Annotated in this window: 17 protein-coding genes; 11 read left to right on the top strand and 6 right to left on the bottom strand. The window is 66.6% G+C overall.

Features of this window, described 5'->3' with window-relative positions:
- Positions 1–285 precede the first annotated feature (285 nt).
- Both KIK09_RS02845 and KIK09_RS02840 read right to left on the bottom strand, forming a co-directional pair.
- The gene (locus KIK09_RS02845; protein ID WP_214317020.1) at positions 286–693 is read right to left on the bottom strand and encodes a hypothetical protein; all 408 of its coding nucleotides are present in this window, start codon (positions 691–693) and stop codon (positions 286–288) included.
- A gap of 88 nt (positions 694–781) precedes the next feature.
- Positions 782–1,063, bottom strand: a complete 282-nt coding sequence (locus KIK09_RS02840; protein WP_214317019.1) for a hypothetical protein — start codon at positions 1,061–1,063, stop codon at positions 782–784.
- Positions 1,064–1,352: 289 nt separating this feature from the next.
- On the opposite strand from KIK09_RS02840, the gene KIK09_RS02835 reads away from it, so the two are divergent.
- The gene (locus KIK09_RS02835) at positions 1,353–2,531 is read left to right on the top strand and encodes a helix-turn-helix domain-containing protein (protein WP_214317018.1); all 1,179 of its coding nucleotides are present in this window, start codon (positions 1,353–1,355) and stop codon (positions 2,529–2,531) included.
- Here the strand turns inward: KIK09_RS02835 and KIK09_RS02830 are convergent.
- Positions 2,528–3,355 (bottom strand): alpha/beta hydrolase, encoded by an 828-nt coding sequence (locus tag KIK09_RS02830; protein ID WP_214317017.1) that lies wholly within the window; start codon positions 3,353–3,355, stop codon positions 2,528–2,530. The genes KIK09_RS02835 and KIK09_RS02830 overlap by 4 nt on opposite strands.
- A 187-nt stretch (positions 3,356–3,542) precedes the next feature.
- Entirely contained in the window at positions 3,543–4,280 is a 738-nt protein-coding gene (locus KIK09_RS02825) for a GntR family transcriptional regulator (RefSeq protein ID WP_214317016.1), read from the bottom strand.
- A 268-nt stretch (positions 4,281–4,548) separates the two neighbouring features.
- On the opposite strand from KIK09_RS02825, the gene KIK09_RS02820 reads away from it, so the two are divergent.
- The 10 genes from KIK09_RS02820 (at position 4,549) to KIK09_RS60500 (ending at position 11,605) form a co-directional block, all read left to right on the top strand.
- Complete coding sequence (locus KIK09_RS02820; RefSeq protein ID WP_214317015.1) at positions 4,549–4,872, top strand: WhiB family transcriptional regulator; 324 nt, start codon at positions 4,549–4,551, stop codon at positions 4,870–4,872.
- Between the two features lie 74 nt (positions 4,873–4,946).
- Complete coding sequence (locus tag KIK09_RS02815; RefSeq protein ID WP_214317014.1) at positions 4,947–6,515, top strand: hypothetical protein; 1,569 nt, start codon at positions 4,947–4,949, stop codon at positions 6,513–6,515.
- Complete coding sequence (locus tag KIK09_RS02810; protein ID WP_214317013.1) at positions 6,515–6,940, top strand: hypothetical protein; 426 nt, start codon at positions 6,515–6,517, stop codon at positions 6,938–6,940. The genes KIK09_RS02815 and KIK09_RS02810 overlap by 1 nt, the downstream gene beginning before the upstream one ends.
- A 161-nt stretch (positions 6,941–7,101) precedes the next feature.
- Complete coding sequence (locus KIK09_RS02805; RefSeq protein ID WP_214317012.1) at positions 7,102–7,326, top strand: hypothetical protein; 225 nt, start codon at positions 7,102–7,104, stop codon at positions 7,324–7,326.
- Between the two features lie 2 nt (positions 7,327–7,328).
- Entirely contained in the window at positions 7,329–7,778 is a 450-nt protein-coding gene (locus tag KIK09_RS02800) for a hypothetical protein (protein WP_214317011.1), read from the top strand.
- A gap of 15 nt (positions 7,779–7,793) precedes the next feature.
- Positions 7,794–8,207: a hypothetical protein gene (locus KIK09_RS02795; RefSeq protein ID WP_214317010.1), complete on the top strand. Its 414-nt coding sequence runs from the start codon at positions 7,794–7,796 to the stop codon at positions 8,205–8,207.
- Positions 8,204–9,085, top strand: a complete 882-nt coding sequence (locus KIK09_RS02790; protein ID WP_214317009.1) for a hypothetical protein — start codon at positions 8,204–8,206, stop codon at positions 9,083–9,085. Before KIK09_RS02795 ends, KIK09_RS02790 begins: the two co-directional genes overlap by 4 nt.
- 44 nt (positions 9,086–9,129) lie before the next feature.
- Positions 9,130–11,022, top strand: coding sequence for a hypothetical protein (locus tag KIK09_RS02785; RefSeq protein ID WP_214317008.1), 1,893 nt, complete (start codon positions 9,130–9,132; stop codon positions 11,020–11,022).
- On the top strand, positions 11,022–11,315 hold the full coding sequence (locus tag KIK09_RS02780; protein ID WP_214317007.1) for a hypothetical protein: 294 nt from the start codon (positions 11,022–11,024) through the stop codon (positions 11,313–11,315). Before KIK09_RS02785 ends, KIK09_RS02780 begins: the two co-directional genes overlap by 1 nt.
- Complete coding sequence (locus KIK09_RS60500) at positions 11,315–11,605, top strand: helix-turn-helix transcriptional regulator (RefSeq protein ID WP_372455493.1); 291 nt, start codon at positions 11,315–11,317, stop codon at positions 11,603–11,605. The genes KIK09_RS02780 and KIK09_RS60500 overlap by 1 nt, the downstream gene beginning before the upstream one ends.
- A gap of 323 nt (positions 11,606–11,928) precedes the next feature.
- Here KIK09_RS60500 and KIK09_RS02770 read toward each other — a convergent pair whose 3' ends face one another.
- Both KIK09_RS02770 and KIK09_RS60495 read right to left on the bottom strand, forming a co-directional pair.
- On the bottom strand, positions 11,929–12,687 hold the full coding sequence (locus KIK09_RS02770; protein WP_214317005.1) for a class I SAM-dependent methyltransferase: 759 nt from the start codon (positions 12,685–12,687) through the stop codon (positions 11,929–11,931).
- A gap of 979 nt (positions 12,688–13,666) precedes the next feature.
- Positions 13,667–14,275, bottom strand: a complete 609-nt coding sequence (locus KIK09_RS60495; RefSeq protein WP_372455578.1) for a GNAT family N-acetyltransferase — start codon at positions 14,273–14,275, stop codon at positions 13,667–13,669.
- Between the last annotated feature and the right edge of the window lie 547 nt (positions 14,276–14,822).

Below are 14,822 nucleotides of genomic sequence, written 5' to 3'. Positions count from 1 at the left end.
GGATCCCGCGGCCCGGAGAGACGTGCCGCCTCCCCCTCACCAGCCTCTCGGGCAGGGCAGGAAACCGGTCGTCTTCTCCGGGCCACGGGTGTTAGGTCTGGCGGACCTCGCCGGCGGCGTTGGATGTGGGCTGCCGGTGAAGGACGTGTGAGGCCCGCCAGAGCTCGAGTTCGGCATCAGCCATCAGTGCGCGCAGTTCGTCGAGGTCCGCGGACTCGACACAGCGGCAACGCCGGGGTCGGCAGGATGCCAGGCATGAGGTTCGCTCGGGCTACCTCGTGCGCGTCAGATCGGTGCAGCCGCACGACGGACCTCAGTCTCCTCGAGGAGGGCGGCCGCTATGTAGGTGATGCGTCTGCTGGCCAGCATGTCGGCCAGCGGCACCGAGCGCAGCTGGTGGTAATGCTCAGCGAGCCGGTCGGCGGCGATTTCCGTGGTGTGAGCGTAGGTCGTCAGTGGCCGCCTGCGGGTGCCTGTCATGTCGGGGACGGCCCACCAGATGACGGCATCGACGTGGGTGACGTGGGCGACGTGGGCGACGAGCCCGTAGAACACAGACACGACGACGCCGCTGGGCAGGTCGTGCGCGGTGGCGGGGATGTTGTGGCGGGTGACCAGCAGGTGCGAGAGATGCGTGGCCGCGAATACTGCCTGCTTGTGCTCGTCTGGTGTAACTGCGTGGCGAGGCGTCACGGTGTCGGTTCCTCCAGGCCGCGTCGGAACGTGAGGAGTTGCTGCCGGACCTTTCGGTGGGCAGCCTGCTGGGACACGTCTCGTCTGATCACCCGAATACCTCCTGGAGGAATCCAGGGGGCATATGAACGACCTTGGGCGGGTGCGTCGGAATGGCCTCGGCCACGGCGAGCAGCAGCTCCTGATCAACGTTGAGGACGTTGCGCCACAGCTCGCGGAGGCTTCTGCCGTCTACCGGAGTGTTCACGTTCATGTCGTAGGCCGGGAACGCACGGAATTTGCGGCTCGAGGGTTCCCACAGCACCTGCCAACGGCCAGCCCACGATTCCTGCAACTGCGCCGCCATCCGCTTGGCTGTCTCGTTGCTCAAGACCTCGGTGGTTCTGGCGGCGATATCGGACCGATCCCTGTGCGATCGGTTTGTGGTGGCTCTACGCTTTCTCATGGGTCAGGACCTCGATTCCTGATCTAGGCCCCGGGTTTTCCGCGGTGTTCACGCACCGAGGCCGGGGCCGCCCTTTTCGTGGTGAAGGCTGCTGGTGGCTGCGGCCCTCCGTAGTAGCGTCGTCAATACCGCGAGTCATGGTCTAGGGGTGGACTGTCCGCAGCGGCGTCCGCGAATTTGCGGACACCTTTGCGGACGTGACAGGGAGCGCCGAATGGGCATGGAAACGTTCGGTGAGGCGCTACGGCGCCTACGTCTGGGCGCCGGTATGTCCTTTCGCGAACTGGCTGCTCTGGCTCATTGCAGCAAGACCCATGTTGCCGATCTCGAAAGCGGACGACGGCCGCCAACCGCACCTATCGCAGCGGCACTCGATGAGGCGCTCGGAGCGGGTGGTTACCTCTTGGCCCTGGCCGATGACAGACAGCGTGCTGTTGTCTGGCCGGCAGCGAGCATGGACGCGCTGCCGCCTGTCGCGGCGATCCTTGCTGATCCTCGCCGCTATGTGGATGGCTCCGTAGTGGGGGAACTGCGCGTCCAGCTCGACGCGAGCAAGGCAGATGATGGCACCCTCGGTCCGTCAGCGGCTCTGCCCAAAGCGCAGGCCGTGATCGCGGTCACGCAGCACTCCGTCCGCGAAGTTCGGCCCCAGATTCGACGGCAACTGCTGGCCGTAGGAGCGGATGCTGCGGAGTTCGTGGGCTGGTTGTATCGTGATCTAGGGGATTTGCCTACGGCAACGTACTGGTACGACCGGGCGATCGAATGGGCGCAGGAAGCCGACGACGGCCCTATGCAGGGCTATGTGTTGCTGCGCAAGTCTCAACTCGCCTATGACCGGCGCGATGCGTTGAAGGTGCTCACCTTGGCTGAGGCCGCTGGACTTGAGCGTTGGCAGTTGCCGGCGAAGGTCAGAGCCGAGGTCGCGCAACAGCAAGCCCGCGGTTATGCCATGGTCGGTGAACCTATGGACAGGGTGGAGCGGGCGCTCGGCGAGGCCCTCCAGTGGCTTGACGAGTTCGAGGGCGGCCGCGAGGCCAGCGGCACGCAGCTAAGCGGTAAGTACAGCCGTGCCGACCTGAGTCTGCGAACCGCCAGCTGCTACATCGAGGCCGGACAGCCGGCGCGGGCGGCTGGGCTGTACCAGGAGGTGTTGCAGAGCAAGTCGCTATCTCGCCGGGACCAGGGATACTTTCTGGCTCGCCGAGCCTTCTCCCTGGCCCTAGCTGGCCAGCCCGATGAGGCCGCTATGGTTGGCCTGGTGTCGGTGCAACTTGCCAACGCCACCAGCTCCCTTCGTACCAAACGTGAACTGGGACGCGCCGTTCGTGCCCTCGGGCCGTGGGCCGCACGGCCCGGACCGAGGGAACTGGATGAGGCACTACGTGCTTAGTGCTTCTCCTGCGTCAGCCACTCGGCCACCGTCTGAATGACAAAGGCTTGCCACTCCTGGCTCTGCGGGTTCAGATATTGCGGGTCATCGTGCACGGCGAAGCCGTGCTGGGCACCCTCAATCTCGACCAGTTGGCACGGCGCACGGAACTGCGGCACTGCTGCCCTGGACGCTTCTACTGGCACGAAGGTGTCCTTGGTGCCGTGCACGAGCAGCGTCGGCGCGGCCACCTCGCCAAGCACTTCGTGGGGACGTAGCCAGAAGACCTCGTTGTAGATGGCCCGTCCGTGCTTGAGGGTGGCTGAGTGGAACAGGTACCCCTGGGCACGAAGCTGCGCCGCTGCCTCGTCGGTCAGATAGTCGTTCTGCCAGAAAGGACGGCTGTCGATAGTGCGCTCTTTGTAGTTCAACCGGGGGTTGAGCAGCACTAAGCGGGAGATTTCATCCGAGCACTTGGCGGCGTAGTAGGCCGTGATCCCGCCGGTGAAGCTTGTACCGAGCAGGCTGAGGTCTGCCGCGCCGGTCGCGTCACTGACATACCGCAGCGCTACGCGGATGTCGTTGAGGATGGCCGAGAGCGTCAGTTCTTCTTGCCTGCCCTCGCTCTCTCCATGGCCGCGCAGGTCGAAACGCAGGGACGCCAAGCCGGAATCGCCCAGCCCGGCTGCCAGTCGCGTGAAGAACCCACCCTCCTCACGCGTCACCCCGCCTCCGTGTACAAGGACGACGGCGTGACTGGGCGGCTCGGCTGGTGTGACGAGTGTTCCGGCAAGGTTGAGGCCGTCGAGGGTGCGGAAGGTGATTTCTTGCTCGGTTGAGGTCACGAACAGCAGCATACGACTGGGGCAGGCGTATTCAGGGCGATGAGCGCGGCAAAACCGACAAGAACGGACGGTCGGCGAATGGTGAAGGCAGCTGACATGCGCCCGTCACTCGCTTCATTGGGCCCGCCCACTCCCTGCGGAGTGGGCGGCCCATTTTCGTTTCCCAGGGGTTTTCCGCCGATGGGAGTTACAGGCCCTGGTGGTGCTCGACGAGGCGGACCCGCAACGGGTTCGCGATGCGGCGCAGCAGCTCGTAGGTGCGGCCATCCTCATCACGGATGGTCCGAGTGATGTCGTAGACCGGCATGCCTTCGCTGATCTTCAGCATGCTGGCCTCTTTGTCCTTGCAGGGCCGGACTTTCGTGGTGATGTCGGCGTAGCTGGTGCTCGGGTTGATCCGCGACAGAGCGATGCTGACGGTTTCGGGGGTGACCGCGCCTGGAGGCCTCTCGTCGAGGATGGATCTCGGGTAGTAGACGCGGTCGTGGAAGACGGCCGTGTCTTCGTTGACCATGGCTGTGCGCCGCCACCACACGATTGGGTCGCCCTCGTTGATGTTGAAGACCTGGGCGAGCAGATTGTCGGCAGGGGCGGTCGTGGTCCGCGGGTCCGCTTGGATTCGCCCGGTGACGCCTGCGCTGCGGCAAGCTTCTTCCCATCGTTGATGCTCGTGGTGGGGCGCGGTCGCGTTCGACAGGGCCACGGGGACGGGCGACGGCAGGACGATCATGCCTCTGTTGGCGACGCGCCAGATCAGCCCTTCGGTCTTCAACTCCTTCATAGCCCGGGTGATGACGGCTGCGCTGACGCTGTAGGTCGCCTTCAGCCGCTCGGTGTGGGGGAGGGCTTCATCGATCGGGTATGTGCCGTCGAGGATCTTCGCTCGTAGGTCTTCCAGGACCTCGGCGAACCTCTCGATGGGCACGGGCGGGTCCTCTCCTACTTCGCTGTTCGGGCTGGCGTTGATCGTATTACGGGTAGTCGGTGGAGTGCTCGGGTGCGCGCTTGACACTGATCGTTTGGCGCTGTTTACTGATAAACACAGCTTAACAGGCTGTGAAAAAAGCGGCTCTCCGCTCCACCGGAAAGCCGCCTGCCACAAGCCCTTACGGGCCCCACCCGGAACTCCACTTCCAGGCAGGGCCCTTACAAACACCAGGTCTCTCAGCCCTCGCGAAAGGAACCGAGACCCGATGTCCAGCCACATCGTGGCATCACACCGCCACACTGTCACATTCGACGAAACCCCTGACCTTGATGCCGTCCTGCTGACCAGCGACGCCAAGTGCCGCCAGCCCGGGACCGACCCCGACGACTGGTACCCCCTCGACGACCGCCAGACCGGCAACGAGGACTACGCCCGCACGCTGTGCTCCGGCTGCCCCTTCGCCGGCCTGACCGGCGCCTGCGTGATGCGGGCGCGGACGATGCCGTTCGACAACTGGGGCATCATCGGCGGCACCACCCCCGAGCAGCGTCGCATCCTCGGGATCGGTACTTACGAGGTGGCAGCGTGAGACTGCTTGCCCCCAGCCCCGAGCGCGAGCGCGCCCGGCTCGAAGCGGAGCAGCTCCGCATCGAGCAGGAGCGCATGCGCGACGAGGCGCGACGCCTGCGCGAGATCGAGGAGGCCGAGCACCGCGCCGCCCTCTCCGAGCGGGCGGGCGAGCTGGCCGAGCAGGAGCAGACCCGGATCGTCGCGGAGTCGGAAGCCGAGGCCGAGCGCACCCGCGCGAAGTGGCGGAAGCGGCGTGAGGTCTGGGCCGAGCGGACCCGGACGGCAAGCCGCCTGGCCGTCATGTCGATCACCAACGTGGGCGTGAACGGAGTCGCGGTCTCTGGCCAGGCGATGGCGTTCATGCAGCGTGGTCTGCCGCCGCTGTGGGCCGTGCTCGCGGCCGGGATTGTCGAGTCGGTTGCGGTGTACGTGTCCTGGCACGCACACGTAGCGCTGCGGGAAGGCGACGCGGCCTTGGTGACCCGCATGTGGTCCTACGGCATCGGCGCGGGCGCCGGGTACCTGTCGTACACGCACGTGCCGGACTACCCGGAGTTGTTCGCGGCGTGCTCGTTGGCCTCGCCGTGGCTGTGGTCGATGCACTCGCGGCACCTGCACCGCCAGGACCTGCGGTCGGCTGGTCTGATCGACCCGCGGGCGCCGAAGTTCAGCGTGCTGCGGTGGCTGCTGCACACCCGTGAGACGTTCGCGGCATTCCGGTGGGCGGTGAGCGAGGGCGTGCAGTCGCCGCACATCGCGGTCGAGGTGGTGCGGACGCGTCGCGCCGTCCGGATGACGAGGCGCTCCGTGGACGACGCTCAGGCCGCGGTGGTCGCCGCGCAGCGGACGCAGTTGGAGCTAGCGCTGACGCAACTCGCCGCCTTGTCGGAGGAGCTGTATGGCATGGCTCCAGAAGCGTTGGCGGCCAAGCAGACGATCGCGCGGTTCGTGAACAAGGTCGGCGGCGGGATGTTCCCGATGTACCGTCCGCTGTTCGTCGGCGAGCTTCGTCCAGCGGACGAGAACGCGGTCGACGGCCGGACGGACGATGCGGACAACGGCCGGACAGATGGCGGAATGTGGGTGGACGGACGGCCTCGCTGGGCCTGGCTCCTACGCGGACGGAAGGCGGACGAGAACGCACAGGGCGCGCGGACGAACGTGGCGGACGAGAGCCAGCCGGACGGCGGACGGACGGCGGACGAGGAACCCGCGAACACGCGGACTGGCCGCGCGGACGGTAAGTCTCGTTCGGGCGGACGGTCTGGCAAGAAGCGGACGGACGAGCGTCGTCCGTCCGGACGGACGAACGGCGGACGGGCCGCGCGGACGGGTGGACGGACTGTAGGCCCGGACGACTTCGGCGACCTGCTGCCGCTCGGGCGGACGATCTTTGCCAGGTATCAGCGGACGGGGAAGCGGCTCACCCGCGACGCGCTTTCCGCCGCCGTGAAATCGGACGGACGAACGATCAGCAACGAACGCGCTAGCGCGCTGCTGAAGCTGCTGCAGACGGACGGCTCGTCCGCCGCGAATGGAGCGGACGGGAACGGTTCGTCCCTGCGCACGAACAAGGCGCCTGACGGCGGACCGTCCGACACGGACAACGCGGACGAAGACGGCTCGTCCGCCGACGACAGCGACGACAAGGGAGCGAAGTGATGACGACCAGCCGGACGAACGAGACGGTCGAGCGGGCCTGCTACCTCCCCCTGTGGGACGAGGCCACAGAGGAGTTCCACAACGCGTGGCTGAACTACCGGGCGGACGACCCGTACTTCGTCCACCTAGAGATCGAGGACTGGCCCGCCACGGTGGTCGCGCCCCGAGCGGTCCTGCTGGACGGCCTGAACGGGCGGGCCGAGTGCCTGTCGAAGCCCGACAGCACCGCGCTGCGGGCCCGGCTGTCCTCGGACCGCAAGAACATGCTGCTCGGCGTCACGCAGGGGGACCTGCTGCTGGGCCTGTTCCGGACACCCGCCGAGCTGCTGGCCAAGCACACGGCCAGCCTGTACGAGCTGGTACCGGACGGCGAGGAGATGGCCCGGATCGACTGGGACACCGTGATCGCCAACCTGTCCCTGTGACCGAGCGTAACCAGCCGCGAGGCCACATCCAGCGCCGACCAAGGCCGCGAACCGCCACACTGGGGAGACCCTACGCGCGCAAGTGTACGTGCGCGCACGTGCGCGAGATCGTATCACGGCCCCGCCAGCCGTAACCGTCCGTGACGATCGGGAGGAGTCACGTGCCGACCAAGCCGACTCGCCGCGAGGGACGCAAGATCCGCTTCCACGCCAACATCAAGGGCGCAGAGAGCCCGAAGGCAGCGTTCCACGAGGCCGTGCGCTACCTCACGGCCGAACTCGCCGACATGCGCAACGCCGACGAGGCCGAGGGGGATCGGCTCTACACCCACTACGCCCGCGAACTGCGCGGCAGCGCCGACGACGTCAACCGCCAAAGGAGGTGACCTTGCGCAGCATCCGCTCGCCTTACCCCGCGCCCAACCAGCCGGAGGCCGAGCAGCCGAACAGGACCGCCGAGGAGGCGCGGCCCGCCGCCGAGGCGGCCGAGCAGGTCGCCCCGGTCGTGCCCCTGCGCGAGGACCAGCCTCAGCTTCCCGCCAGGTCCCAGGTGTCACGGATCGACCAGCTCGTCGAGTTCGTGCAGGGTCCGCTATCGGATTGGATCGCCCGCGAGCGGCCTGCCTACCTGGCCTCGCCCATCACGTTCGCACGCGAACGCTGGGAGCCGCAGTGGCTGCCACGCGATGTCGGCGCCGTGGTGTGGGCCTGGCGGGTGCTGCTGCTGGTCCGCGCGCTGCTGTACACGGCGTTCTACATCCCCGCCATGGTGATCTACCTCCCCGAGCTGACCACGGCCTCGATCGTCGCCTACCTCGTCATCCACTTCTTCGCCTGAAAGGTGCCCCTCACCGTGGACAATCTGCTCGTCGGGCTCGGTGCCACGACCGCCCTGCTGCTGGCGGTCGGAGTCGTGTTCATCTGGAAGAAGACCGCGCCCCGGTTCACCGCCTGGTGGATGCTCGTGGCTGGCGTCGGCCTGATCGGCACGTTCTTCGAGGTCATCATCCGCACCGTGACCGGGCGCCTGCACCCCGTCGTCCCAGCGGTGGCGCTCGGTGTCTGTGTCGCCATCTGGATTGCGGATGTGTGGGGCAAGTCGAACAAGGTCGGCCGCGCCACCGCGATCGTCGCCCCAGCCATCCCCACGCTGCTGGTCGTCAGCGCCATCACGGTCTTCGGCATCAACACCGCCGACCTTGGCCGAGACGCCAAGAAGGCTTGGCAGCAGACCATGACGGCCAACGTCGAGGGAGGCCGCAGGTGATCCCCCTGATCCTGCTCCTCATCTTGTCCGGGGTCATCACCGCGACGCTCGTGAAGCGCCCCAGTGCCCGCGCCGCCACCCTGGGAGGGCTCCGGGCCGGCGCGGCGCAGGCCGACATCGAGTTCCGCAAGGGGTTTACTGCCGCCCGCACCCACTACGACCAGGCCCAGGAGTACCTCACCCGCCCGACCGCATCCGGCGCCCCGCCGGGACCGCGCAACCTCCGCTGGTGGACCTCCCTTGCCTTCGGGGTCGTCGGCGGCACCACGGCAGCGGTCGCGGGCGGCACGTACGGGTTGCTCAAGGTCCTCGGTGGTGCTGTCCGAATCGGACGCCAGGCCGCCGAGGGCGCCCGTCAGGCATACCGCGACTACCAGGCCACGCGCGAGATCGAAGAAGCCGAGCTGATTGAGGAGACCGAGGAGGAAGCTCAGCAGGCCGAGAAGGACACACCCGAGGAGACAGCGCCCGAGGAGACAGCGCCCGAGGAGACGCCCGAACCGTCGGCCGCCGCCGACGACCGCGACCAAAAGCCCGCAGACCTGACCATGTACGACATCCCAGACGAGAGGGCCACCGTGAACGCCGAATTCACCTCCTTCCCCCAGCTCAAGCACGACCACGAGACCGCCAACACCGACATGACCCATGTCGCGGCCGCGATCGACGGCCAGGTGGCTGGCCTGCTCGCGAAGGACATGGGCCGCGGCGAGCTCATCGCGGCGCTGATGGCCGCGCAGGAGACCGCGAACCAGCTCGCCTCCCAGCACCAGAAGATCGCTGACCTCGCCGCTGCTCAGGACACCGTGGCGGAAGCTCACGCGGCGGTTGGCGGCGTGGACAACGTCGCCAACAAGGACGCGTACGCGGGCGGTTGAGCCCGGCCGTACGTCAACAGACCACGCGTAAGGAGCCCCACACGATGTCCAAGGACCGCACGAAGACCGTCGAGGTCACCCGCACCGTGCAGCGGATCGTGTTCCGCCAGCGATACCGCGTTGTGATGGCGGCTCCGTTCGTGTGGCTGATAGCGCTACCGATATCGACGATGATCTACGCCCTGTCGAAGCACCCGGCCGTGGCTGCCCTCATCGCGGCGGCCGCGGCCGCCGTACTGGTCCGCAAGTCGGTGCAGGCTCGCCACAACGTTGCCGCCGCGGTGTTCGGCGCGGCCTGGCTCATCGTCGCCTCGACGGCCGGCCCTACGGGGCTGGTCGCCGAGGTCGGTGTGGCCGGCTGGCTGGTGTTCGCGCTGCTGCACTGGCGGGTCCACCGCCGCCTTCAGTTGCCCGGCGTCGAGACCGAGCCAGTCGAGGAGCCGGGGGTCGTCGTCGAGCAGGTCGAGATCGACCCGGAAGTGGAGCGGATCATGCGCCGCTTCAAGGAGCGGCTGGCTGCCAAGGGCAAGGCCCTCGATGGGATGACGTTGACGACACCGAAGCGAATCGACGCCGGTTACCGCGCGGAGATCCGGGCAGTGCCGGGCGAGAAGGAGACGAAGGACATCATGATGGCGGCCGGAAAGGTCGCCTCGGCGTTCCAAACCTCGATGCAACTGGCGGTGCTGGAGCCGACGACGTACGGCGACAACTCCCGCGCCATGTTCACCCTGCTCAAGGACGACACGCTCGCCACGGTGCGCCGGTTTGAGGACCTGCAGCCCCGTATCGGCGAGGACGGCCGCGCCCACATTGGCTACTTCTACGACCTGCAGCCCGCGCACTGGGCGTTCTTCACGAAGTCGGGCGGCATGCGGCACGGCTTCATCGTCGGCGACTCGGAGGCGGGCAAGTCCCGGTCGGTGGAGACACTGATCAGCCTGGCTCACCTGTCGGACAAGCTGGCGACGGTGCTGCTCGACCCGCAGGGTGGCTCCATGCCGGACTGGAACGGCAACACCCACCGCTGCGCCCTCGGCGAGGACGACTGCATGGGCGAGCTGGAGCTGTGGCACTGGGTGATGCGCCGCCGCGTCCACCACCTCGCGCGGATCCCGTGGGTGGACGAGGACGGCGACGAGCGGCGCGGCAAGACGCACCTGGTGCCCGGTGACCCCGACGCCGGTGGTATGACCGGAATCTTCTTCGTGCTGGAGGAGGCCCCGGAGCTGCTCCAGCATGACGTGCACGGCAAGAAGGCCGTGGGCATGCTCGCCTCCGGCGCGAAGACCTGGCGTAAAGGCGGCGGCGGCATCGTCCTGGTCGCCCAGGATCCGAACATGACCGAGCTGGGCGGGTCGGTGACGCTGCGGGCGCAGCTGCGCAAGAACGCCTGCGCGCTGCGGACGCAGACGCCCGGCGCCGCCTACCAGATGGGCCTCCCGCACGACCCGTCGCTGCTGCCGATGACGTTCCGGGATGGGTCGCTGACGCAAGGCCTGGCCTACCTGTCCGGGATCGACCGGCGGGCAGCACTGATGCGGTGGCTGTACACCGCCAAGCCGAAGTACATCGCTCGCCAACCGGCGGCCGGCCGGATCGACGACCTGACGATGGGCTGGATCGACGAGTTCATCGACGCGAAGAAGGCCGGGCGCGAGCCGCGCGTCGGCGGCCGCCGCGCGAATGAGCCGCGTGCGACGCCGGGCGACGTGAAGGCCGCGATCATCGACGTCCTCGCTGAAGCGGACGGCCTGGCGCTGGAGCTCGGGGAGCTGCTGCACCACGTGCTCAAGCGGCGGGTGACGGCACCGCCGAGCGAGATCAACGCCCAGCTCAAACGGCTTGTGGCGGACGGCCGGGTGTGGCCGGTCAGCAAGGACGGGGCAGAGGCGTTCGCCCTGCCTGAGGAGATCCTGGAGCGGCTGGAGGCCTGATGAGGGAGTTGGTACGGATCGCTGTGGTGTCGGCATGGCTGGCGGTCGTCTGGGCGGCCGCACCACTGTCGCAGGTCCGCAGCGTGAACCTGGCGGTGGCGGTACCGCTAGTCGTCGTCGCGGTAGGCGCGGCGCTGGTGACACTGGAGCGCCTTGGTGGGGGAGTGATCGGCATCGTCCTGACGGTCATGGCGGTCTGGACGTTCGCAGCCGCTACGTGGGGCCTGGTCGGCGGCACAGTGCTGCTGGTGTCGGGCCTAGCGGTCCTCGCCAGCGGACGCGCGAAAGCTTGATGACGCGTATGGCGCGTCAATATGCAACAATTGCGTCAATTGCGTCGCGCTGGCAAGCGGCGACAAGTGTTGCGAAAGGCGGCCGGGATCGTGAAGGGGGATCGGTGACAGCGAAGCATCTGACTCCAGAGGACCTCGCAGAACGGGTGGGTGTTCCCGTCTCGACCGTGTACCAGTGGAACTCGCGTGGTGGTGGACCGCGCTTCATGAGGATCGGCAGGTACGTCCGCTACAAGATCGCAGACGTGAACGCCTGGGAAGAATCACTCTACGCGGAGCGGGTCGGCTGACCTTGGGCGAGCGCGCGGGGCCCCGGATCACGCTCTGTGATACGGGGCTTTGGCGTCTCTGGCGGCGCACTCTCCTTGCCTTGGTTCTGTCTCAGTTCTGCCTGAGGGTGGCTAGCGATGGCAAACGATGACAAGTGACGAGAAGAGTTTCCGCAGGTAGAAGCCGATTTTCGGCGTGAAGCTGCAGGTCGGTCCTTTCTGCATCGTAGATCTACACCATCTTCGAGGGCACGTCGGAGATCCAGCGCCTGATCATCGGCCGCGCCGTTACCGGCCTGCCGGTTCGATAACCCTGAACAGCGTGAACGCGCCCCCTGCCGTTGCTAGGGCCGTTGGAGCGTGAGCAGCGGCTCGGAGAACACAGGCGCTGGTGCGCCGGGATCTGCGGCAACAGCCTCCTCCAGGCGGCGGAAGCCGGCCTCCAGGTCGTCGGGGCCGAGCTGACCGAAGAACGAAAGGGTGCGCAGGCGCAGCCGTTCGAGCATGTCACCGCGGGTGCCGGAGGACGGCTCGGTAACCGTGCCGAAGCCGGCGACGCGCCAGCCGGCCGACGTGAACATCGCGATGACCTCGTGCAGCGGCTGAAATATCGACGCGTCCACCTCATAGCCGCGGGGGAAGTACTCCAGCCACCACGGCCTGGGATGGTGATCGCTGAAATTCGCGCGCAGTAGCAGCCGCCCGCCGGGCTTGAGCACCCGGGCCAGCTCCCGGACCGCCTGCGGCTTGTCCTGGACGTGGTGCCAGGCCAAGAACATGAGAGCGTAGTCGGCGCTGCCGGACGGCACGGGGATGTCCTCGGCGGAGCCCGCCAGATACTGCACATCGGGATGCAGGGACTGCGCCTGCGCTATCTCGCGCATGCGGACCGACGGCTCGACGCCAGTGACCGGCCCGAACGCTTGCGCCAGCGCGGGGGTGAACCTGCCGGTCCCTGAGCCCACGTCCAGCCCCGTCAGCGGACGCTGCTCGGGCAGCACCGCTCCGAAGGCACTGATCCATGTCTGCATCTGCTGCTCGGCAAGCGCACGGCCACGCGCGTAGTCCTGGTACTGCTCCGTGTCGTAGTCGATCCGTCTCATGGCAGCTCCCTCGTCCCCGTCGGGCTACGGCAAACCGTCGGCCCGATATATCGAGTTGATACATCGGCACGATATGCAGTGTCGCGTCATGTCGCAAGATGGGCATTGCGGATCGTGGTGACCAGCCAGGTCAGGGCGCCGTTACGGGAACGGGAAGATCATCTACAACCGGCATCGCCGCTGGTCGATGGAGGGAATGTGGGCCAAGCTCTGGACGCGCTGCGGGCCGGGCGTGACCAGGCCGAGGGTGATGTCGCCTCGATCAGGATCTGGCTCCGGGACCCCGTCGACCGATCCATGGGACACGTCCCAACTGGCTGAGCAAGCCGCAGATGCTGTCGATGACAAACTGAGTGGCATCCGGGGTGCCCAAGGTGGGCTGATCATGATGCTGATTCGACACTCTTGCACAGGTGGCGATCACACCGAATCAAGATCTACACCATCTTCGAGGGTGCCGGCGAGACCAGCGCCTCATCATCTGCCGCGCGGTCACCGGCCTACCAGTTCGATAGGCCTGATGTCCCTGGACGGCCGCAAAGTACGGCAACGGCGTTCAGGCGCAATGCCCTGACCAGGGCTCTCAGTGCCTCGCCGAAGCGACCCGCGCGCGGGCAAAGTCCGCCACTTGGGATCGCGGCGTGCCCCGAGACAACAAGCGCGCTTGCGCTGGCGCAGTCACCAAAGCCACCGTTGGCGTGACGGGATGGGATGCGACGCCCACTCCCATGCAGGCCGCGACGCTGCTGCTGTTCTCGCGCAGATCAAATGGTGAATCGCAATCCCCTGGCGGTCTGCTTAGTGACGCGATCACTGAGGAGTGCTTCCGAAGCATGTTGCACCGCAAGGCAATATCAGAGAGTGGGAAGTAATCCTTGGAGTTTCCTCAGCAGGTCACGTTCACGCCGAATTAGAACCAGGCCTGCAAACCAGCTCGGGGCCCACCCTACATGGGTTGTCTCCGAACAACCCGACCTGGTCATCTGACCCGGGCCCATCGCCGCCAGAGCCACCTAGGCCTGCACGTGGCCTCACGTGCCACGGCACTCTTGAACCATACGCTGTCAACCATTCGCCCATTCGGTAGGGTGTGCTGAGCGGGACCGTCCGTGTACGTGAACCCGGCCTTCAACAACGATTGCCGACAAGCGATGTTGCCGGTCTCGGTGCCCGCATATATTTCTGGTAGGCCCAGGTGCGTGTGGGCCAGGACGCTGCCGAGCGTGAACAGCTGGGCCCCGAATCCACGCCCCCGATATTGCGGTGCCAGATAACCACCGATCTCAACCCGGTTCAGTTGCGATACCGCAATCACCAAGGCGCCCATAATTCGACGATCATGCCTGTTGATCAGTGCGAACCAACCGGGGCTGGGGGCCTCCGACTCGTCATCCAATTCGCGGTCAAGGAGTTTGCCATGCGAACTCTCATATTCTCGCACCATGTCCAAAGGCCACCCGAGCCATCGCTGCGCATGTTCATCACTGCCGGCCGCCTTGGCGGCTCTCAGGGCCCAGTAACCGGCCGTCCTTATCACAAAATCGTCAGCCGTTATCACATGAAGCTTTTTCGAGCAAGCAACTCTCATCATGGCCGGTCACTGTACGGCAAGGCGACAACTGCCGCATCGCAGTCAGATGTCATATGGGAAACGAGCTCGCGTGCGACGCCTCGTCACGTACTGCTGTGGATAGGGCCGCAACGTTTCACGAATAGTTCACAACCGCAGGGGCTGGCCCTTGCTCTGTGGGTGGGACGACGACCCACGGGCAGGGACGGGTCGTGTATCCGGGCTGCCCGACGTCTATGGCTGTTCTATTCCGTCTCTGTTCCGTGAAAGTCGGGAAGCCTCCGAGAGAGGATGACAAACGTTCTCATTCAAGATCTACATTGGGTGGCACATGATCTGGAAGCGCCCGGATGGTGCTGGAGCCCGGGCCTTGTCGTACAGGTTGTGAACGCGCCACTGCAGGCCGTGGGAGGGTAGCCGATGGCGGATCGCGTCCCGCATGAGCGAGCCGGTCGCGCGCGCTGCTCCGCTACGAGGGCGACACCGGACATGCCAGCGCGATCTTCTGGCCCCGTACCCAACCTGCGGGCCTGTCGTACGGCGGGCGGGACATCCACGATCTCGC

Origin of the sequence: Nonomuraea sediminis, assembly GCF_018531495.1 — a bacterium.
GTDB classification, from domain to species: domain Bacteria; phylum Actinomycetota; class Actinomycetes; order Streptosporangiales; family Streptosporangiaceae; genus Nonomuraea; species Nonomuraea sediminis.
The sequence above is the reverse complement of the archived record's forward strand: the minus strand, read 5'-3'. Positions and strand labels throughout refer to the sequence as shown.